Origin of the sequence: Arthrobacter sp. 9MFCol3.1, from assembly GCF_000620385.1 — a bacterium.
GTDB lineage: Bacteria > Actinomycetota > Actinomycetes > Actinomycetales > Micrococcaceae > Arthrobacter.
Genome location: NZ_JIBJ01000010.1, coordinates 87,152 through 108,537 on the forward strand (window position 1 = coordinate 87,152; position 21,386 = coordinate 108,537).

The window sequence follows — 21,386 nt, forward strand, 5'->3', positions numbered from 1 at the left end:
CGCATGAGTGGAAGCGCGGCAGCCGGAGGGGCCCGTTTGAAAAGGCCGTCCTGGAAAGACCCCCGGCTCCTCGTCGGAATCCTGCTCGTCCTGGCATCCGTAGTGGGCGTGGTCTCGCTGGTCGGTGCCGCGGACCAGACCACGGAAGCGTACGCAGCGCGGGAGCCGATCGCCGTGGGGGAGACGCTGACTGCCGACAAACTGCACCGGGTCAAGGTACGGCTCGGGGAGTTGGAACAGCACTACCTGACCCCGGAGGCCGGTCTGGATGCCGGACTCGTGGCCGTGCAGCGGATCGGCAAGGACCAGTTGCTGCCGCGCGAGAGTGTCGGTCAACTGGACGGGCTGGACCGCAAGCCGGTCGCCGTCACCGTCGAGGAGACCCTTCCCGCCCAAGCGGTGGCGGGCTCGCGCGTGGATGTCTGGGTAGCCTTGCCGGATACCCGCAACGGCTTCAGCGAGCCTGCGTTGCTCCTCTCCGGCGCCGAAATTGCCCAAATCACCCCGGGCAGTACGGCCCTGGGCTCCTCCCGCTCCACGGTGGTCATGGTGCTCGTCCCGGACGCCCAGATGCCCAAGCTGCTGGGGGCCCAGGCCAACAAAGCAAAGATCGCGGTCGTGTGGAACCCGGGCGGTACCGCGCGATGAGCATTCCCGTGGTGACCGTGGGGGACTCCCGTGATGACCTGGTCGGCGGACTCGAGCGGCTGCACGGGCCCGTATCCGTTGTCCGGCGGTGCAGCGAACTGGCTGAACTGCTGGCGGCCTGCCAGAGCGGGTTGGCGCGCGCCGCCGTCGTAGCGGCCGGCAGCGAAGAGCTGACGGCCTCGCTGGTGGACCGGCTGTCCGCCGTTGGCGTCGTCGTTATCGCCCTGACCGACAACCCTGAGGAAACGGTCCGCCTGAGGACAATTGGCGTGGCAGCGGAAGCCCGCGCCATTGATGCCGCGGCCCTGGCGGCGCGGATTTCCGCGGCGGTGGCGCAGCTCAGCGGCGCCGGACACGGGCCGGGGCTGGCCGCGGGTGGCGGCGCCTCGTCCGCCGCCGTCGCGGCCGCAGGGCAGATGCCGAGGTCTTCCGGGGCGCCCCCGGTCACCGCAAGTCCAGCCGCGAAGGGCCGGATCATTGCGGTCTGGGGCCCGGCCGGCGCACCGGGCCGGACCCTGGTGGCCGCCAACATCGCGGGGGAGTTGGCCGCGGAAGGCCAATCCGTGCTCCTGGTCGACGCCGACAGTTACGGTGCCAGCGTGGCCGCCCTCTTGGGTCTGCTTGACGAGGCCGCCGGGCTGGCCCAGGCCTGCCGGCTGGCAGACCAGGGTCTGCTCGACGCCGATGCCCTGCTCAGGATCGCCACGACGGTGCCGACCAAGGCCGGGACAATGCGGGTGCTCACCGGCATCACGCGGGCGGACCGCTGGACGGAACTGCGCGCTGCGGCCCTCACGCTGGTGCTGGACCGTGCCCGGGAGATTGCGGATGTCACTGTGGTGGACACCGGCTTCTGCCTCGAAACCGATGACGCGCTGGGCTTTGACAGTGGCGCGCCGTGCCGCAACGCCGCGACCCTGCGAAGCCTGGAACTGGCCGACACGGTCTTTGCCGTCGGGGCAGCGGACTCCATCGGCGTGCCGAGGCTGGTCCGTGGCCTCGCCGAACTCCGGACAGCCGTCCCGCAGGCATCGCCCCACGTGGTCCTGAACAAAGTCAGAACCTCCGCCGTTGGACGCTCGCCCGAACGTCAACTGCGGGCCGCCTGGGAGCGGTACGGCCCCTCGGCGCCGTTGTCGGCGTTCCTGCCCTCCGACCCCGCGGTGAGCGATGCCGCCCTCCTGTCGGGGGCACTTTTGCTCGAATCCGCCCCTGAATCCGAGCTGCGGCAGGCGATCGCCACATTGGTTTGTGCACCTGCCCAGCGAATCAAGAAATCCTTTGTCTTTTCTTCCACAGCACGACGCCGGGCAAAGGGTTAGTGTCAACGTAAGGGCCGCAAAGAGGCGGCTGTGAACTTCTTTTATGGAGGCGTTTCGATGTCGTCTGGGTCCAGCGTGGAGGATCAGCCCGTTTCGATCGGTAGTAGCGAAAGCTACCTCGGGGATTACTACGAGCACCTCGCGGAGGAGGATTTCCGGGCCTATCCCCAGGAAGTCCTGACGGCAAGGACCGAAACCCACCGCCAGATCGCGGCGACGCGGAAGCCGGGCATCGCGAACATCGCCCTCCGTGACGAGGCCGACTGCAGCGTCCTGTACATCGTCACCGATGACATGCCCTTCCTCGTGGATTCCGTCAACGCCGAACTGGTCCGCCAGAACGCGCCCATCCACCTCGTGTTGCACCCGCTTTTCGTGGTGACCCGCAACCGGGAGACCGGCGGTCTCGTCAAGGTGGCGCGCGTCCCCTCCCACCTGGGCATCTCCAGCGGTGACACGGCGGCCATGCCGAACCTCTCCCACCTCATTGCCGAGGGCGACAACGCCTCGCACATGGAATCCTGGATCGCCGTCGAGATCGACCTCGTCGACGACGAGAAGCGCGCGGAACTGGTCAAGGGAATCTCCCGCGTGCTTGGCGACGTCCGCGCCGCCGTCGAAGACTGGCCCAAGATGCGCACGAAGGCCCTGGAGATCTCCGCGGATCTGGACCGGGTGGCCAACCGGGCGCAGATTGCCGAGCTGCGGCAGGCCCAGGACCTGCTCCGCTGGCTCGATGACGGGAACTTCACTTTCCTCGGCTACCGCGAATACGACCTCGTGAACGAATCCGGCGAGGATGTCCTCGAACTGCGCGAGGAAAGCGGCCTTGGCCTGCTCCGCGCCGGCGCGGACACCCGACAGGTCCAGCACCTCACCGAGGCCGGCCGGAAGAAGGCCCGCGAGAAGCGCGCGCTCGTGATCACGAAGGCGAACTCCCGCTCCACCGTGCACCGCCCGGCGTACCTGGACTACATCGGCGTCAAGAGCTTCGACGCCGCCGGCAACGTCAACGGGGAACGCCGCTTCATCGGCCTGTTCGCCACGACCGCCTACGCCGGATCCGTCCGCGATATCCCCGTCGTCCGGGAAAAAGTGGCCGCCGTCCTCAGCGACGCCGGCTTCCCGCCGGACTCCCACTCGGGCAAGGACCTGCTGGGCATCCTTGAAACCTATCCGCGCGATGAGCTCTTCCAGATCGAAATCCCGGACCTCGCCGCCATCGCCACCGGCATCCAGCGGCTGCAGGAGCGTCGCCGGACGCGGCTCTTCCTCCGCCCCGACATCTACGGCCGCTTCATGTCAGCCGTCGTCTATCTGCCCCGCGACCGCTACACCACCAACGTCCGCCTGCGCATTGAGCAGGAACTGCGGGAGACCTTCAACGCCGTCTCCATCGACTACGAGGCGCGCATGACAGAGTCCGCTCTGGCCCGCCTCTTCTTCCGGATCCGGCTGCCCAAGGACGCCGACGTCAGCAACGTCAACAGCGACGAGCTGGAGAAGCGCCTGGTCCGGGCCGCCCGTTCCTGGGGTGAAGGCATTTCCGAAGTTCTGCGCGCCCGCGGCGACGGCGGAGACGCCAGCACCAAGGAACTGGCAGCCGTCTGGGCGGAAGCGTTCCCGGCCGGCTACCGGGTGGACTACGAGATCGAAGACGCGCTGCAGGACATCGACCGCTTCGAAAAGTACGGTGCCGCGGCCGAACGGGCCGGCGAAGCCGTCAAGGAGCACCCCGGTGTCCACGTGTACCTCCCCGATGGCGCCGGAGCCACACTGGAAGAGGACGCCCGGGTCAAGCTCTACATGCTGGAGCCGAAGAGCCTGAGCCAGATCCTGCCGTACTTCCACAACCTCGGCCTCGAGGTCCTGGACGAACGCCCGTTCGAGATCGAGACCGCGGATCACCGGGACTTCTTCCTCTACGACCTTGGCCTCAAGTACCCCGCCGGCGTAGATCCCCAAGCCACCGGCCAGCTGCTGGGCGAGTTCTTCGGCGCCGCCGTGACCGGCGCCGTGGAATCCGACAGCTTCGACCGGCTGGTGCTGCGGGAAGGCATGCACTGGCGCCAGGTGGTCGTACTGCGCGCTTACGCCAAGTACATGCGGCAAATGGGCAACACCAACTCCTTCGGATTCCTGGCTGACACCCTGCTGGCGAACCCGGATGTCACCAGGGGACTCAGCGCCCTGTTCGCGGCACGCTTCGACCCCGCGCTCAGCGACGCCGACCGCGTGCTCAGGGAAGTTGAGGTCCTCGCCGGCCTGGATGCAGCGATCGAGCAGGTCGCCACCCTCGATGCCGACCGCGTGCTGCGCACGTTCAAGAACCTCATCCAGGCCACGCTCCGCACGAACTACTTCCAGAACAAGCCCCACCTGAGCTTCAAGCTGGATCCGTCCCTGATCGAGGGCCTGCCGTTCCCGCGGCCCATGTTCGAGATCTGGGTCTACTCGCCCCGGGTCGAGGGCGTACACCTGCGCTTCGGCAAAGTGGCCCGCGGCGGCCTGCGCTGGTCGGACCGGCGCGAGGACTTCCGCACCGAAATCCTGGGCCTGGTGAAGGCGCAGACCGTCAAGAACGCCGTCATTGTCCCGACGGGTGCCAAAGGCGGCTTCTATGCCAAGCAGCTCCCGGACCCCGCGGCAGACCGCAGCGCCTGGATGGCCGAAGGCGTCGAGAGCTACAAAACGTTCATCCGCGGGCTCCTGGACATCACGGACAACCTGATCGTGACGCCCGAGGGCGAAACCGTCCGGCCCCCGGCCGACGTCGTGCGCCATGACGACGACGACTCCTACCTCGTCGTCGCGGCCGACAAGGGTACGGCGTCCTTCTCCGACATCGCCAACGGACTGGCCGGCGAATACGGCTTCTGGCTCGGCGACGCCTTCGCCTCCGGCGGCTCCGTCGGCTACGACCACAAGGCCATGGGCATCACCGCCCGCGGCGCGTGGGAGTCGGTCAAGCGCCACTTCAGCGAACTGGACCTCGACACCCAGGCCGAGCCCTTCACCGTGGTGGGCGTCGGCGACATGTCCGGCGACGTGTTCGGCAACGGCATGCTGCTCTCCAAGCACATCCGCCTGCTGGCGGCGTTCGACCACCGGCACATCTTCCTCGACCCCACCCCGGACGAGGCAACGTCCTACGCGGAACGCCAGCGGCTCTTCGAACTGCCCCGGTCCTCCTGGGATGACTACAACAAGTCGCTCATCAGCGAAGGCGGCGGCGTCTTTGCCCGGCAGGCCAAGTCGATCCCCGTGTCCGCGCAGGTCCGTGCGGCCCTCGGCCTCCCGGAGGGCACCACGGAGCTGAGCCCGCCGGAGCTCCTGCGCGCCATCCTCCTGGCCCCGGCCGACCTGCTCTACAACGGCGGCATCGGCACCTACGTCAAGGCCAGCACCGAAACGAATGCCGAGGTCGGTGACAAGGCCAACGACGCCATCCGCGTGGACGGCCGCGAACTGCGGGTCAAGGTGGTCGGGGAAGGCGGAAACCTGGGGATGACCCAGCGCGGACGCATCGAGGCCGCGCTGCAGGGCGTCATCCTCAATACGGACGCGATCGACAACTCGGCCGGCGTGGACTGCTCGGACCACGAGGTCAACATCAAGATCTTCGTGGACCGGATGGTGGCGGCAGGCAAGCTTGAGCCCGCCGAGCGTGCGGACTTCCTGGCCTCGATGACCGACGAAGTTGGCCGGCTGGTGCTCGAGGACAACATCGACCAGAACATCCTGCTCCTCAACGACCGGATGCGGGTCTCCGAATGGAGCCCCAGCTACGAACGGCTCATGGACTGGCTGGAAAAGTCTGCGGACCTCAAGCGGGACCTGGAGGCGCTGCCCACCACGGACACGCTGCGGGAGCGCCTGGAACAGGGCCAGGGGCTGACCTCCCCGGAGCTGTCGGTCCTGGCCGCCTACGCCAAGATCGAACTTGCCACCGCGCTGCGCGACAGCGACCTCGCCGAGGACCCGTGGTTCCGCACGACACTGCGGGCCTACTTCCCGGAGCAGCTGCGGGAGAGGTTCGACGCCGAGCTGGACACCCACCCGCTGCGCCGCGAGATCATCGCGACCGTGGTTGCCAACGACATGATCAACCTCGGCGGCATCACCTTCGCGTTCCGTGCCATCGAGGAAACCTCGGCCACGGAGGCGGCCGTCGCCAAGGCGTTCGTGGCCCTCCGCGAGGTCTACGAGCTGGACATCATGGTCGCGGAACTCAACGAACTGCCGGCGTCGTTCCCGACCGAACACTGGAGCACCGTCCACCTGGACATCCGGCGGCTGCTGGACCGCGCCGTCCGGTGGCTCCTCGGCCAGGGCTCGGCGTCCCGTCCGATCGCCGAGATCGTGGCCGAATTCAAGCCGCTGATGGATCCCATGCGTGCCCGGCTGCTCGATTACCTCCGGGGCGACGACCGCGCCCGCGTGGCCGAATGGCTGGAGAAGGCCCGCAGCTGGGACCTTCCGGAAGACCTGGCTCACCGCTGGGCGGAACTGTTCGAGAGCTTCGTGCTCCTGGACATCGCCAAGATCGTCCACGGCAGCAAGGAATCCGTGGCCGATATTGCCCACGTGTACTACACCGTCTTCAACCGCTTCCATGCAGATTCCCTCCTCGAACGCATCACCAAGCTGCCGAGGGAGGACCGCTGGCAGGCCCTGGCCCGTGCAGCCCTGCGCGATGACCTCTACTCCACCGTCTCGGACATGACGACGGCGGTGCTGGAGTGCACCCCGGCCGGGACTCCCGCGGAGGAGCGGCTGGCGGTCTGGGAGGGCCAGAACGCGGAGCAGCTGGGCCGGGCGAAGTCAATGTTTGACGAGGTCAATGCGCTCGAGGCCGATGACATGGCCTCACTGTCGGTAGCATTGAGGCTCTTGAGGTCAATCGTCCGACGCTAAGGGGCTGCCGTCCCTGGCGTCGCAAATGGAGGTGCTGTGGCAATCTTTACGGACCCAATCAGGGAACATGCTGATTTCGGCCCGGGGGACGCCGAATGGCTGCATCTCCTGGTCGGCGACTGGCAGATGGTCGCCGACCTCGCGTTCGCCGACCTTGCCCTGTGGTTTCCGCATCCTGAGTTCGGCTATGTGGCACTGGCCCACGTCCGCCCCTCCACCACGCACACGGTGTTCCACGCCGACTTCGTGGGGGAGGGGATCCGGTCGGACCTGCAGCCGCTGGTCGACAAGGCGTGGGAGAGCCGCGCGATCGAGCGCTCCAACGAGACCAACTGGAGCAGCGACATGGCGCTGCGGGTTGAGGCGGTCCCGATGGTCCGCAACGGCCGTACCCTGGCGATCGTGACCTCCCACATGGACCTTTCGAGTTCGCGGATGCCCTCCCGGCTCGAGCTCACCTACCGGCAATGCGCGTACGATCTGCTGCGCATGGGAACCCTGGGGCTGTGGCCGGACTTCGCGTCGCCCACGGGCTCGCGCCGGGGCGCTCCCCGCGTGGGTGACGGTTTGATCAGGCTCGACGCCGAGGGGATCGTGCAGTACGCCAGCCCCAACGGGGTCTCGGCGTTCCGCCGCCTCGGCGACGGCGAGTCGCTCGAGGGCCGGTCCCTGGCCGAGGTCACTGCCGGGCTTCTGCGGGACCGGCGCATGGTCGATGAAACACTGCCCCTCGTCGTCACCGGCCGGATGCCGTGGCGCAGTGAAATCGAGTCACGCGGCGTGAGTCTTTCGCTGCGCGCGATCCCGCTGCGCGACGAGCAGCAGCGCTTCGGCGCCTTGGTCCTGTGCCGGGACGTCTCGGAGCTGCGCCGCCGGGAGATGGAGCTGGTCACCAAGGACGCCACGATCCGCGAAATCCATCACAGGGTGAAGAACAACCTGCAGACTGTCGCGGCCCTGCTGCGGATGCAGTCGCGGCGCATGGTCAGTGACGAGGCCAAGCAGGGACTCGAGCAGGCCATGCGGCGGGTGGCGACCATTGCCCTCGTGCATGAGACGCTCTCGCAGGGCCTGACGCAGAGTGTTGATTTTGACGAACTCATCGGTCGCCAGTTCCGGCTCTCGGCCGAGGTCGCCTCGCCTTCGCAGCAGGTCAAGACGCAGCGTTCGGGCCTCTTCGGCGAACTGCCGAGCGACTTCGCCACCCCGCTGGCCCTCGTCATCAACGAACTGGTCACGAACGCCGTCGAGCACGGGCTGGAGGGGAGGACCGGCACTGTCTGGCTGCTCGCCGACCGGTCTGAGAGCGAGGACGGGGATGAACTTCTCACCGTGACAGTGGAGGACGACGGCGTCGGACTGCCGGACACGCCGTATGTCGAGGGCCTGGGCCTGCAGATTGTCCGCACGCTGGTCATGAGTGAACTCGGTGGCACCATCCACTGGCAGGGAAGGGATGGCGGGGGAACCGCAGTCCAGATTGTCCTGAGCCTGACGCCGCGCTGACAGCCTGACGCCGCGCTGACAGCTTGGCGCCGCATTGGCGCCGGCTTAACGCGCTGGCGCCGGCTTAAACGGAGAATGGCCGCGGACCTGTGGGTCCGCGGCCATTGCTGCAGGCAAGGCGGTGGCTGCCGGAACTCCGGCAGCAGGCTTAGGAGGCGCGCCGTGCCCGTGCTGCGCGGCGCTTGAGGGCGCGGCGCTCGTCCTCGCTCATGCCGCCCCACACTCCGGCATCCTGGCCGGATTCCAATGCCCATTGCAGGCAGGTGTCCACGACGGGGCAGCGCCGGCAAACACTTTTCGCTTCCTCGATCTGCAGGAGGGCAGGGCCGGTGTTTCCTACGGGGAAAAACAGCTCCGGGTCCTTGTCAAGGCAGGCTGCGCGGTTACGCCAATCCATGCTGATCAGTCACTCCATTCCTGGGAACTCGTTAAATGCCTTTGTGAAATTATTCACTAGAGGCTTCATAAGAAAAGGGCCCATTGGGGCCCCCTCGGTCATCTGGATTAAGCGTGTCATGTTAACGCTGTGTAAACAAGGGGTAATTGAGGCCAAGATGCCTCGAGACCGTGAGCGATGCATCACATTCAGTGGCGGAGTCCTCACATCTAGACGACTATGTCCGGTAGTGTGCCAGTGTGTCAAGGCCCCCTGTGAACCCTGAAGACCCCCGCGAAAATACCGGCGAAAACTCCGGTGAGAATCCCCGCGAAAACCCCGGCGACAGTCTCCGTGAAAATGCCGGCGGGCCTCCCGCAGCAGATTCGCTGCGGAATCCGGGCGAAGCCCCGGCCGGAAGCCCCGTGCGGCCAAGGGGAATTGTTGTCATCGCCGTGATCGTGGCACTGGAAGCCGCTGCGCTGCTCGTGGCGGCCATCTGGTACGGGACCCAGCTTTTGACCGGGGCGCCGGTGCTTTCTTTCTGGGGTGCGGTCTTTACGCTCTGCCTCCTGCTGGCCTTCTCCGTCTGGCTCTTTGCCGTCGCACGCTTCCTGCTGCGGGGGTTCCGCTGGACTCGGGCCGGTGCCCTGGTGGCCCAACTCTTCCTGCTGACCATCGGGTTCCCCACCCTGACCGGCGGCTATCCCGTGGCCGGACTGGCCATGCTGATCCCCGCTGTGACGGCGATCGTGCTTCTGTTCGACAAGCGGGTCATAGCGTTCGCCTCACGGGCAGCCGGAGCCCCGCCCGCCCTGTAGCGGTCCGTCCCGTGCGGCGTGCCGCCCGGGGGAGATGCGCTCGGCCCCGCCGTTGGGCCGGAGAGAATCCGGCCGGACGGCATGGCGGGGCGCAGCCAGCTGGACCGGCGTCGCGCGGCCGTCGGAAATGACGACGGCGCGTCCCGGCGGGGAACTGCGCTCCGGATCGAACCGGACCCCGAACGGCTCACTGTCCATGGGCCCCCGCGGACGTATCAGGACCGCCCGTCCCTGGCCACGCACGGTGGCGGCTAGATCCACCCGTTGCCCGAAGGCCGGGCCAAATCCCGCGGTGAGGATCACCCTCCAGCCCAGACTGTTCAGGGCCGCCAGGGCCCTGTTGGCCTCGGGTGAGAGCAGATCGGCGTCGTCTGCGAGCGCGATCGCTGACCGGTCCAGCGTGCCTGCGAGCGCGCTGGCGTGGAGTCCGGACCAGTACTGGCCGGCATCGGTCCCCGGCCGCGGCGCGAGCCAGGCGCAAGCAGGGTTCATCCCCGGCAGCGCGGCCAGCAGCGTGCTTTTGCCCGAGCCGGGGCCGCCGAGGACCGCGAGGACGCCGCCGGGCGGCAACTGAATCTGTTGGGGCCGGAGTTCGTCGCCGCCGACCCCGAGGACCAACGCGGCCGCCGGGACCGGGACGTCCGCAGTGCCGGGCAAGGCGCTGGACCCGGCAGCAGGCGCCGGAATCCTCTGCCCTGGACCGGAGCTGCCGCACTGGGCCAGCACCTCGTCCACGGTCACCACCCCAGGCAGCGCGTCCACCCGGAAGGGCCTCGTCGAGACGGCTCCACCCGTGGCGTGCCGCCCGCCCGCGGCTGCTGGTTCGAACAGCTGGGCCGCATGCCCGGTTGCCAGAGGGGTGGGAACAAAGGCGCCGAACACGGCCACGCGGCCGGGGACGGGTTCCAGCGCCGGAAGCCGCGGCCATGCAAGCCGGCCTTCGTCGGTAGACCCCAAAGGGAAGAAGATCCGGTTGGGCAGGCCCGCGAAGAACCTGGCGGTCACGAGCTCACGCCCGCCCGAGACGATGACAGTGATCCCTGCCCGGGAACCGTCCCGCACGATGTCATGAACGAGGTCTTCGGCCCAGGCCAGCGGGCCGGACCGGAATGCTGAAACCCAGGCGCCCCAGCCGCTGAGCACCAGGACCAGTCCGGGCCGCGGCCCGCCCGCAGGCGTCCCCAGCCGTGACGTGGCTTCCTCGGCGACCCGCCGCAACACCCTGGCGGCCCGGCGCACTTCCTGCAGCCCGGCCACCGCGCCGACCCGGGGCTCCGCCGCGGCGCCGCTGAAAGCGCCGGCGGCGTCAAGTATGTACAGGTGCGACTCGACACTGCCGGCCAGGAGCTGATCGACTGCTAGGGCCAATACAGGATCGCCGGTGCCGGCCTCAGCGCCGACAAGGCCCAGATGCCCGTGCACGGCAGGACTCCAGCCCAGCTCCGCGACGCGTTGGAGTTCCGGCAGGTCCACCCGCCCCAGCCGGACTGTGTCCCGCTCGGCGTGCCCGGGACCTGGATGCGGCAGCAGGGCCGGCAGGGGATCTGCCACCGGCCGGCGGGGCCGCCGCGCGCCGAGATCCTCCCAAATGGCCACAGCGGCGTCGATGAGCGCGGCCGATCCCTGTGCCGGAGTCGGGACCGGAACCGGGACCACCGGTGTCGGGGCCGCGCCGTCGTCAGCGTCGCGTCCCGCGGAGCCGCCGCCGCGGGGACCGGCGGCTGCCGGTGGCCGCGTCAGCTCGTCTGTGACCGCGCGAACCGTGATTGTTCCCTCTGCCTGCGGGTCGGTCCGGGGCGTCAGGGCGGCCGTCTGGAACTCCTCCGGAGCTTGTGCACCGCGGATCAGGTACGCCCGCCCGGGGCGGCCAATGGGAATGGCGGCCGCAAGCCAGGAGCCCATAATGTCGAACGATTCGGGGCCGGACTGGACCCGGAGCGCGATGCAGGTGGTGACATTGGCCCTGATGTCGGCGTTCAGGGCTCCCTGCGGGCGCTGGGTGGCCATGACGAGATGGATCCCCAATGACCTGCCGATGGCGGCAATCCTCATGAGTTCGGAGAGGGCGCCGGGCGCTTCGTCCACCAGGATCCTGAACTCGTCAACGACGATGACCAGATAGGGGACGGGCGGTCCGGTGGCCGGTGACGCCTCGTAGGCTGTGAGGTCCGGTGCATTGGCACGGGCGAGCAGCTCCTCCCTCCGCCGGACCTCGGCCCGCAGGGAAACCAGTGTGCGCTCCACCTGCGTGGCGCCCAGATCGGTCAGTATGCCGACGCAGTGCGGAAGGCCGGTAAGCGGGCCCAGTCCGGAGCCGCCCTTGAAGTCTATGAAGAGCAGGTTGACCCGGTCCGGAGGATGGCTGGCCGCGAGACCGGCGGCAAGAGTCCGCAAGAACTCCGACTTCCCGGAACCCGTGGTCCCCGCGACCAGGAAGTTCGGACCGTCAGCCTTCAGATCGATCCGCATGGCGCCCCGGATCGCCGCGCCGACGGGCGTACCCAGCCCGGCCCCCGCCCCGCTCCGGGACCAGCGCCGGGAGATGTCCGATGCCGCGAGGGGAAGGACGTCGGCCAGGCTGCAGTGCTGCGGGATGGCCGGCGGGGGAGTCGCCGGCGTGCGCCGTGTGGCACTGAACCCCCGGCAAAAGCGGTCAAAGACCGCGGCCGGGACCAGATCCGGAACGAAGTCCAGGGGAGGGGACCCACTCCTGATCAGAGCGCCGTGCCGGCCGAGGACAATGCCGGGGTGCACGCCGGGACCCGGCTCCGGCGAGCACTCGATCACCTTCCACCCGTGTGCCGCCGCCAGTGCCCTGAATGCCGGGCCGGCGCCGGCAGTGCCCGGTCCGGCAGCGCCCGGCCCGGGCGGGGCGCTGCCGGACCGCGCCGGAGTGTCCCAAAGAATGAGGAACCCCCCATCGAAGCCCTCGCCCGGACCCGGACCACCGGTACTCCCGGTCCTGCCGGGACCGCCAGGACTGCCCTGATATGCAGGACCGCCCGGACTCACGGGATTGCCGGTACTGCCCGGACCGGCAGCCAGCAGGGCCGCGGTGGTGGCGTCATTTGCGGACAGTGTGACGCCGGGCAGGAAACGCGCTGGCAACGGCACCGTGTCCGCCGGGCCGTGCAGCAGCAGGCGGGTGCTGCCCGCCAGGGGATAGGCGGCCAGTTGCAGGATGAACGAGCGCATCAGCCCGGCCGTCGCGGGCGCGGGGCCGTGGACAGTCACCACTGCCGGGACCGGGTCCAAGGTCAGGGGCACTTGGCCGAGCGGGGGTGGCCGGAAGCCGGAGTCGGGTGGTTCGAGCCGGATATTCGCCCTCTGGTCCGCCAGCCCGAGCCGCAGGCAGATGTCCGGCGGCTCCCCGTGACGTGCACGGGCCGCCGGGGGTACCGCGGCCGCGCAACCAATGGTCAGGTCCGCCGCGGAGGGTGCGGCCTGCCGGCGTCGTTCCCGGTCCTGCAGGGCGGCTTCCGCCACAGCGGCATGGAGCTCGCGGCGCTGGCGGCGGCCCGCAAGGAACGGGACGAGGACGGACACGCCAGAGACTGCGGTGAAGGCCAGGAACATCCACATGCCGGTGAGAAGTGCCAGGCCGACCCCGGCCAGGAGCGGCAGCACCGCGGCCAGCGCCACGGCGGTCCGGTGGCCTGGGGCGGCGGCGCCGCGGACAACCAGCGGCGCGGCAACGCTGGAGCCGGCCAGCGACGTCACGGTATCCCCCGCAGCACCGGGTACGCCCGGCGGCCCGAGCCGGAGCGAGATGGTGGAATCGCCGCAGCGGATCGAGGACGCCGTCGTCACCGTTGCCATTCGCACTTTCCGGCCATCGACGCTGGTGCCGTTCGCACTGCCGAGGTCCTGGATCGTGACGTCCGAGTCCGCGACGTCCAGGCGCGCGTGCTCCCGGGAGAGCGCAGCATCAGGGATTACGATCTCGGTGCCGCCGCGTCCGATCCGGAACCGTCCCCTCCGCAGCGCGACAAGCATGCCCGCGCCGGGACCGCTGTCCACGGCGAGCAGCAACGTGGCAGTGTCCGGTTTGCCCGGCCCGGAGCGGAAGGCCGAGCCCGATCCGCTCACCAGCCCGGCACCCTCAACCAGCCCGGCACCCTCAACCAGCCCAGCACCCTCAACAAACACCGCCGTATCAACCAGTACGGCACCCTGGACCAGGGGAGGCACGCCAACGGTCATGGCGGCGACCGGCGCTCCCCGGACCGACAGCCCACCGGTCCCGTAGCGCCGGGCGACGGCAGCCTCCAGGTCCGCGCCCGGGCACGGGTCGGGGACCTCGACGGACAACTCAATGAGCTGCCCGTCCGGCGTCGAACCCGCCGCGGGCGCGCTCTGGATCAGGGTGCTGGGCACAAGAGTGCAGTGGTAAATCATCCGCGACCTCCTTTTCCTTTCCCGTGCGGCGGCCCGGTCCCACAGGCCCGGTCCCACAGGCCCGGTTCCACAGTAGGGATGCTCCGGCCCGGCCGCGCCCGGGAAAATGATCCATGTGGAAAACGCTTTGGAGCGGCGCGGCCACCCCTGCCAGGCGGGACTCCCGGACCCGTTATGGGGGTGGTATCGGACCGTGGGGCGAGGCGCGATTCGCCGGTACCCGCCGGGTCTCAGGTAGGCTAGACCAGCAGACAATGCACAACATTGCGCTGCCCGCATTCGAACCAGGAGAGTTTGTGACCGCTGACCTCGTCATCGTAGGGTCGGGCTTTTTCGGCCTGACAATCGCAGAACAGGCCGCCACTGAGCTGGGCTTGAAGGTAGTCGTCATCGACCGCCGGCACCACATTGGCGGCAACGCCTACAGCGAAAAGGAAGAGCAGACCGGCATTGAGGTGCACCGTTACGGTGCCCACCTCTTCCACACGTCCAACGACCGCGTGTGGGAGTACGTGAACCGCTTCACGACGTTCACGAACTACGTCCACAAGGTCTACGGCGTGCACAAGGGCGAGGTCTACTCCCTGCCCATCAACCTGGCCACGATCAACCAGTTCTTCCGGGCCAACCTCACCCCCGGGCAGGCCCAGGAACTGATCAAGGAGCAGGCCGGCGAACTGGCCGGCACCGATCCGCAGAACCTGAACGACAAGGGCATCCAGCTGATCGGCCGCCCGCTTTACGAGGCGTTCATCAAGCACTACACCGGCAAGCAGTGGCAGACGGATCCGAAGGACCTGCCCGCGGGCATCATCTCCCGCCTTCCGGTGCGCTACAACTACGACAACCGGTACTTCAACGACAAGTACGAGGGCCTTCCGACCAACGGCTACACGGCGTGGATCGAAAAGATGGCCGAACACCCCAACATCGAGGTCCGGCTCAACACGGACTTCTTCGATGAGTCCCACGAGTACAGCAAGGGCAAGGTGGTCGGCAACATCCCGGTCGTCTACACCGGACCCGTTGACCGCTACTTCGACTACGCCGAAGGCGATCTGTCCTGGCGCACCATCGATTTCGAAGAAGAGGTGCTCGACGTCGGGGACTTCCAGGGCACGTCGGTAGTGAACTACAACGACGAAGACGTCGCGTACACCCGCATCATCGAGCCGCGGCACTTCCACCCGGAGCGCGACTACCAGACGGAGAAGACCGTCATTATGCGTGAGTTCTCCCGTGCCGCGGAGAAGGGCGACGAGCCCTACTACCCGATCAACACGCCCACGGACCGCGATCGGCTCCTCAAGTACCGCGACCTGGCCGCGGCCGAGCAGGATGTCCTCTTCGGCGGCCGCCTCGGTACCTACAAGTACCTGGACATGCACATGGCGATCGGCTCGGCCCTGACCATGTTCGACAACAAGATCCGCCCGCACTTCGAGGGCGGCGCCAAGATTGAAAGCGGGGGAGTGGACGCATGAGCGCCGCAACCGACACCCAGGTAGAGTCCGCCCAGCAGTGGGACACCCTCCAGCGGGTCATCCTGCCCAACGCCAGCCAGATGGACACGGTCCCCCTGTACATGGACATGGGCACCGCGACCGGCATCCAGCTTCCCACGGTTGGCAGCGGCGACGGCAAGAAGGCCAGGGCACAGTCCTTCAGCAGCTCCACCAAGGAAGCCCACGTTGAAGACTTCCTGTCCCGCAGCTCTACCAAGGTCCGTTCGGGGGAGCGGGTCTCGTTCGGCAGCTACTTCAACGCCTTCCCGGCGAGCTACTGGCGGCGCTGGACCACCGTGGACAAAATCCGGCTTCAGGTCCGCACCCAGGGCGCCGGATCGGTCATCGTCTACAAGTCCAACGCCCGCGGGTCCCTGCAGCGTGTCGACACGCGGCGCGTCGAGGGCTCGGCCGAGAACACCTTCGAGCTGTCCCTTGCGCCTTTCGGTGACGGCGGCTGGTACTGGTTCGACCTCGTGGCGGGCTCCGAACCGCTTGTGATGGTCGACGCCGAATGGCAGGGCCCCGCTGTTGAGAGCACGCCCGGTTCCGTCACCCTGCAGATCACGACGCTGAACAAGACCGACTTCTGCCTCAACAACCTTCGGCTGCTGGCCGAGAACCCCGATGCCCTCAAACATGTCCAGGAAATCCTGCTGGTTGACCAGGGCACGCAGAAGGTCGAGGACGCGGACGGTTTCGCCGAAGTCCATGAGTCGCTTGGCGGCAAGCTGCGGATCATCAACCAGTCGAACCTCGGCGGCTCCGGCGGCTTTGCCCGGGGCATGTTCGAGGCCGTCGAAAACGGCAGCGACTACGTCCTGCTCATGGACGACGACATCGTGGTGGAGCCCGAAAGCATCATCCGCCTGCTCACGTTCGCGGACCGCTGCAAGACCCCGACGATCGTCGGCGGCCACATGTTCGACCTCTACAACCGGACGGTTCTCCACACGTTCGGCGAGGTGGTCAACCCCTACCGCTTCCAGCCGTCATTGCCGAGCGAGGACATGGTCCTTGGGCATGACTTCCTGTCCTCGAACCTGCGCCAGACCTCCTGGCTGCACCGCCGCTGCGATGTGGACTACAACGGCTGGTGGATGTGCCTGATCCCCACCTCGGTCATCCGGGAAATCGGCCTCTCGCTGCCGCTCTTCATCAAGTGGGACGACTCGGAATACGGGCTGCGCGCCAAGGCGCACGGCTTCCCGACAGTCTCGCTGCCGGGTTCGGCCGTATGGCATGTGTCCTGGATCGACAAGGACGACCTCGTGGGCTGGCAGGCCTACTTCCATGCCCGCAACCGGATCGTGGCGGCATTGCTCCACAGCCCTTACGAGCACGGCGGCCGAGTTGTGCGCGAATCGCAGTATGCCGACATCAAGCACCTCGTGTCGATGCAGTACGCGACCGCGCACGGCCGCGGCTGGGCGCTCGAGGATGTTCTCAAGGGCCCGGCCGATCTGCCGGACCTGCTGCCCTCGAAACTGCCCGAGATCCGTAAGATGATGGCGGGCTACTCGGACTCGATTTTCCGGGCCGACGCGGACGAGTTCCCGACGCCCAAGATGGACAAGCCGCCGCGCCGCGGGCACGGCGTGTCGCAGCCGTCCAGGGTCACCCTCCTTCCCTGGGCTGCCAAGACGGTCGCACGCCAGTTGTTCCGCCCGGTCACCAAGACGAGTGCGGAACGTCCGCAGACCAACATTGCGCACCAGGACAACCGCTGGTGGCGGATCGCGCAGTTCGACAGCGCCATCGTCTCCAACGCCGAGGGAACCGGCGCTTCCTGGTACAAGCGGGACCCCAAGCGTGTGAGGGAGATGCTCACCGAGAGCAGCCGCCTGCACGCTGCCCTGCTCAAGGACTGGCAGTCACTGAGCAAGCAGTACAAGGCCGCGATGCCGGAGCTCACGTCCCTGGATTCCTGGAAGAAAATCTTCGAAGAACACACCCAGAGTGAAGTGAAATAGCGTGACAACCACGATTTCCGGGGAACTGACCCGCCCGGGTCTCGGTGGTGGATTTCGGGATCTTCGCCAGTCCAGTTTTCTGCTGAAACTGCTGGTCCGGAAGGAACTGAAAGTCCGCTACCGCGGCTCCGTTCTGGGTCTCCTCTGGTCCTATGTGAAGCCCGCCGTGCAGTTCATCGTGTTCTATGTGGCCTTGGGCGTCTTCCTGGGCCTGGAACGCAGTGCACGCAACCCGGACGGCCTCTCGAACTACGCCGTGTATCTCTTCTCCGGAATCGTGCTGATCAACTTCTTCTCCGAAGCCCTCGGGAACTCCGCGCGATCGATCGTGAACAACGGCAACCTGATCAAGAAGATCTATCTTCCCCGGGAACTGTTTCCAGTGGCGTCGGTCTGGGTGTCGGCCGTGCATTTCTTCCCCCAGCTCGTTGTCCTGGTGATCGGATGCGTCGTTGCCGGGTGGCATCCGGACGCGTTCCAGCTCTTGGCTGCGGTAGGCGGATTCGCCATTGTGGGCTTCCTGGCCACTGGGCTCGGGCTGTTGTTCGGGGCCGCCAACGTATATTTCCGTGATTCGGAAAACCTCGTTGACATGCTCCTGATGGTGGCGACCTGGGCATCGCCCGTCATGTACTCCTGGACGATGGTGGAATCAAAGCTGGGCCCGGGATTCTTCGCCCTCTACCAGGCAAACCCCATCACGGTGGGCGTCGAGCTGTTCCACTATGCCTTCTGGTACCCCACAACTGACGGTTCGGCCGCGATGCCGCCGAACCTGTTCAGTCTGTGGCTGCCGGTCGGCATGGTCATTTCGCTGGTGGTCCTGGCTCTGGGACAGCTAACTTTTCGGCGGCTTGAAGGCCGCTTTGCCCAGGAGCTCTAAATGGCAAACGCGATTGAAGTTTCCAATGTCAGCAAGGAGTTCGTGCTCCGCCACACCCGTTCCATCAAAGAGGCGGTTGTCTGGCTCGTGAAGGGCCGCAAGGGTGATCTTTCCAAGAAGTTCCACGCCCTGAAGGACGTCTCCCTGATGGTGGAAACGGGGGAGACCGTGGCGCTGCTCGGCCTCAACGGCTCCGGCAAGTCCACCCTGCTCAAGCACATCTCCGGCGTGATGCTCCCGGACTCCGGCAGCGTCTATACGCGTGGCCGCGTGGCCGGACTGATCGAGGTCGGGGCGGGTTTCCATCCTGACCTGTCCGGCCGCGACAACGTGTACCTCAATGGAGCGATCCTGGGGATGACGGAGAAGCAGATCAACGAACGCTTCGACGCGATCGTCGAATTCTCCGAGATCGGCGAATTCATCGACACGGAAGTCAAGTTCTATTCGTCCGGCATGTACCTGCGCCTGGCGTTTTCCGTGGCCGTGCACACCGACCCCGAGGTCTTCCTGATCGACGAGATCCTCGCCGTCGGAGATGAACCGTTCCAGCGCAAGTGCATAGCCAAGATCCAGGAGCTGGCCGGGCACGGCAAGACGCTGGTGGTTGTCAGCCACGACCTTGACCTGGTGTCGCGCATCTGCGCCCGGGGTGTCTATCTCGAGCATGGCAACGTATTATTCGACGGACCTATTGATGAGGCCGTTGCCCGGCTGCGGGCCTAGGCGGTACCGCAGCCGGTGACGGCAGCGCAGCTGAAGGGACCATGTCCACTGGACATGGTCCCTTCAGGTTCCCGGCAAGCGCACTTAGCGCAAAATAACGATGACGTTGTTTGAACACAGAAAGAGAACCGTGACCTCTTTGCCGTCGGCGGCTGTCCTGCCCCAGCCCCAGGGTTCCCCCGAGCGTACCGGCCCCGCCAGCCCTGCGGGCGCTTCCAGCGCGGGAAGGAACGGCCGGCGGCCGGACATCCAGGGGCTGCGCACCCTGGCGGTGGGCATGGTGATCATCTATCACGTCTGGCCCGGTATTCTCCCCGGCGGCTTTGTCGGCGTCGACGTCTTTTTCGTCATCTCCGGGTTCCTGATCGTCGGATCGCTCGTCCAGGAACTGGCGCGCACGGGACGCATCCGGCTCGCCATCTTCTACGCGAAACGGATCAGGCGCCTGCTGCCCGCTGCCACCACGGTTCTGCTGGCGACCATGCTGGGCGCCGTGGTCCTGCTCCCGCAGAACCGTTGGCAGTCCATTTCCCTGGATGTCATCATGTCCGCCCTGCAAGTGCAGAACTGGAACCAGGCCTTCAGCGTGGACAGCTACGCCGCGGCGACCGCCCTGGTGTCCCCGGTGCAGCACTTCTGGTCCCTGGCGGTGGAAGAACAGTTCTACCTGATCATTCCCGTCATCCTGCTGGCGGGAGTGGCCGTCACGGTGAAACGGCGCCTCCGGATCGAAACCGTCTCCTTGTGGATCCTGGCGGCGGTGTCGGTGGCGTCCTTCGTCCACAGCGTCGCCTTCTCGTCCGCCCAGCACGACATGGCGTACTTTGCGACCACCACGCGGATCTGGGAGCTGGGCGCCGGCGGCATCGGCGCCCTGCTGATTCCCAAATTGCGCCTGGGCCCGGTGCGGGCCTGGCTTTCGGGCTGGATCGGTCTGGGCGTGATCGTCTTTTCCGCGATGACCCTCTCCGTTGCGATGGACTTCCCGGGCAGCATCGCCCTCCTGCCCGTCGCGGGGACATTGCTGCTGCTCACGGCCGGTTCGCCGGCGGCCCGACCGGCCACCCCGGGCAGCCCGGTCGGCTACTCGGCAAGCCGGGTCCTCAGCCTGCGGCCAGTGACCTACATCGGTGATCTTTCCTACTCCTTGTACCTGTGGCATTGGCCCGTCGTCGTGTTCTACGTCTTCCACCTCGGGCGGGCTCCGGGCGTCTTCCAGGGCACCGCGATGGTGGCCGTCAGCCTGGCGCTGGCGGCCGCCTCGTACCACCTCGTCGAGCAGAAGTTCCGGCACGCGCCGGCCGTCCAGGGGCCGTCGCCGCGGCCTGGACGGCGGGGATTGCTGCGCCGGAACGCCTTCGTCCTGGCGGCAGGACTGCTCGTTGCGTCGACGGTGGCGGCTGCGGTGCCGTGGGGCGTCGTCGAAGCCAAGTCGCAGCAGCTGAACGGGGCCTTGGATTTGCGCGACTATCCTGGCGCCACGGCGTTTGATCCCGTCCGGCCCGCCGCCGTCCCCGACGGCGTGCCCGTCCGGCCCGATCCCGCCGTCGCCATGAAGGATGTGCCCCTGACCTGGACGGAGACGTGCGGGAAATTCAATCCGGCCGTCACCGGGGCTGACCAATGCGTTTTCGGCGCGCCGGACGCCACCCAAACGGTGGTCGTCGTCGGGGACTCACACGCCGCGCAGTACGTGGATCCGCTCGTGATTGCCGGCGCAGCCGGGGGCTGGAAGGTGCAGGCCATGGTCCGGAACGGGTGCCCCTTCACGGCAGCGCCGGCGATGAATGGCGCCACGGTGCACCGCAGTTGCTCCGAACAGAACAAGGCCACGTTGCAGCGCATCCTGCAGGTGCGGCCGCGGTTGGTGGTGGTATCGGGAATGGCGCCGGCCGGCTACCGCGAAGCCCTCAACTGGACGTGGGGCAGCCCGGAAGAACTCGTCAAAGGTTATGTCCAGCTCTTGAAGCCGCTCCGGGAAGCCGGGATCCGCGTGGCTGTGGTGCCTGACACGCCGTATCCGGATTTTTCGGCGCCGGACTGCGTTCAGGTCAACGGACGGGATGCGCCCGAGTGCCAGTTCACGGCACCCGACGCCGCCGCAGACCCCCTGCAGCTGGCCGGAGCACTCGTGCCCGGCGTCGAAGTTCTCGATATGTCCGCCTACTTTTGCCGGCAGGGGATCTGCCCGGCCGTCATCGGCAACGTGCTCGTGTACCGGGACAACCATATGACCAACACCTTTGCCAAGACGCTGGCACCGGCGCTGGCCCGGCAGCTCAGCTTCTAGGTCACGGCCACGGCCGCGGGG

Annotated in this window: 12 protein-coding genes; 10 read left to right on the forward strand and 2 right to left on the reverse strand. The window is 67.3% G+C overall.

Going from position 1 to position 21,386, the window contains the following annotated elements:
- The first annotated feature begins 3 nt into the window (after positions 1–3).
- Genes C560_RS0112175 through C560_RS0112190 form a run of 4 tightly spaced genes read left to right on the forward strand, consistent with a single transcriptional unit; the run spans position 4 to position 8,393 of the window.
- Positions 4–648 carry an SAF domain-containing protein gene (locus C560_RS0112175; protein WP_026538425.1) on the forward strand — a complete coding sequence of 215 codons (645 nt, stop codon included), beginning with the start codon at positions 4–6 and terminating at the stop codon, positions 646–648.
- Entirely contained in the window at positions 645–1,970 is a 1,326-nt protein-coding gene (locus tag C560_RS0112180; protein WP_026538426.1) for an AAA family ATPase, read from the forward strand. The genes C560_RS0112175 and C560_RS0112180 overlap by 4 nt, the downstream gene beginning before the upstream one ends.
- A gap of 57 nt (positions 1,971–2,027) precedes the next feature.
- Positions 2,028–6,887 carry an NAD-glutamate dehydrogenase gene (locus C560_RS0112185; RefSeq protein ID WP_026538427.1) on the forward strand — a complete coding sequence of 1,620 codons (4,860 nt, stop codon included), beginning with the start codon at positions 2,028–2,030 and terminating at the stop codon, positions 6,885–6,887.
- A gap of 36 nt (positions 6,888–6,923) precedes the next feature.
- Entirely contained in the window at positions 6,924–8,393 is a 1,470-nt protein-coding gene (locus C560_RS0112190; RefSeq protein WP_018775216.1) for a sensor histidine kinase, read from the forward strand.
- Positions 8,394–8,541: 148 nt separating this feature from the next.
- Here C560_RS0112190 and C560_RS0112195 read toward each other — a convergent pair whose 3' ends face one another.
- Positions 8,542–8,790, reverse strand: coding sequence for a WhiB family transcriptional regulator (locus C560_RS0112195; RefSeq protein WP_003804966.1), 249 nt, complete (start codon positions 8,788–8,790; stop codon positions 8,542–8,544).
- A 239-nt stretch (positions 8,791–9,029) separates the two neighbouring features.
- On the opposite strand from C560_RS0112195, the gene C560_RS0112200 reads away from it, so the two are divergent.
- Positions 9,030–9,590 (forward strand): hypothetical protein, encoded by a 561-nt coding sequence (locus C560_RS0112200; RefSeq protein WP_231494330.1) that lies wholly within the window; start codon positions 9,030–9,032, stop codon positions 9,588–9,590.
- Here C560_RS0112200 and C560_RS21695 read toward each other — a convergent pair.
- Positions 9,558–13,988 (reverse strand): FtsK/SpoIIIE domain-containing protein, encoded by a 4,431-nt coding sequence (locus tag C560_RS21695; protein ID WP_051533132.1) that lies wholly within the window; start codon positions 13,986–13,988, stop codon positions 9,558–9,560. The genes C560_RS0112200 and C560_RS21695 overlap by 33 nt on opposite strands.
- 296 nt (positions 13,989–14,284) lie before the next feature.
- Between C560_RS21695 and glf the strand changes: the two genes are divergently transcribed.
- The 5 genes from glf to C560_RS0112230 all read left to right on the forward strand — a co-directional run bounded on the left by glf (position 14,285) and on the right by C560_RS0112230 (position 21,365).
- Positions 14,285–15,472 (forward strand): UDP-galactopyranose mutase, encoded by a 1,188-nt coding sequence (gene glf / locus C560_RS0112210; protein ID WP_026538428.1) that lies wholly within the window; start codon positions 14,285–14,287, stop codon positions 15,470–15,472.
- Positions 15,469–17,466 (forward strand): glycosyltransferase, encoded by a 1,998-nt coding sequence (locus C560_RS0112215; RefSeq protein ID WP_018775220.1) that lies wholly within the window; start codon positions 15,469–15,471, stop codon positions 17,464–17,466. The genes glf and C560_RS0112215 overlap by 4 nt, the downstream gene beginning before the upstream one ends.
- Before the next feature lies 1 nt (position 17,467).
- A complete protein-coding gene (locus tag C560_RS0112220) occupies positions 17,468–18,349 on the forward strand; it encodes an ABC transporter permease (RefSeq protein ID WP_018775221.1) in 882 nt (293 codons plus the stop codon).
- Positions 18,350–19,075 carry an ABC transporter ATP-binding protein gene (locus C560_RS0112225; protein ID WP_018775222.1) on the forward strand — a complete coding sequence of 242 codons (726 nt, stop codon included), beginning with the start codon at positions 18,350–18,352 and terminating at the stop codon, positions 19,073–19,075.
- A gap of 130 nt (positions 19,076–19,205) precedes the next feature.
- Positions 19,206–21,365: an acyltransferase family protein gene (locus C560_RS0112230; RefSeq protein ID WP_026538429.1), complete on the forward strand. Its 2,160-nt coding sequence runs from the start codon at positions 19,206–19,208 to the stop codon at positions 21,363–21,365.
- Positions 21,366–21,386: the final 21 nt, after the last annotated feature.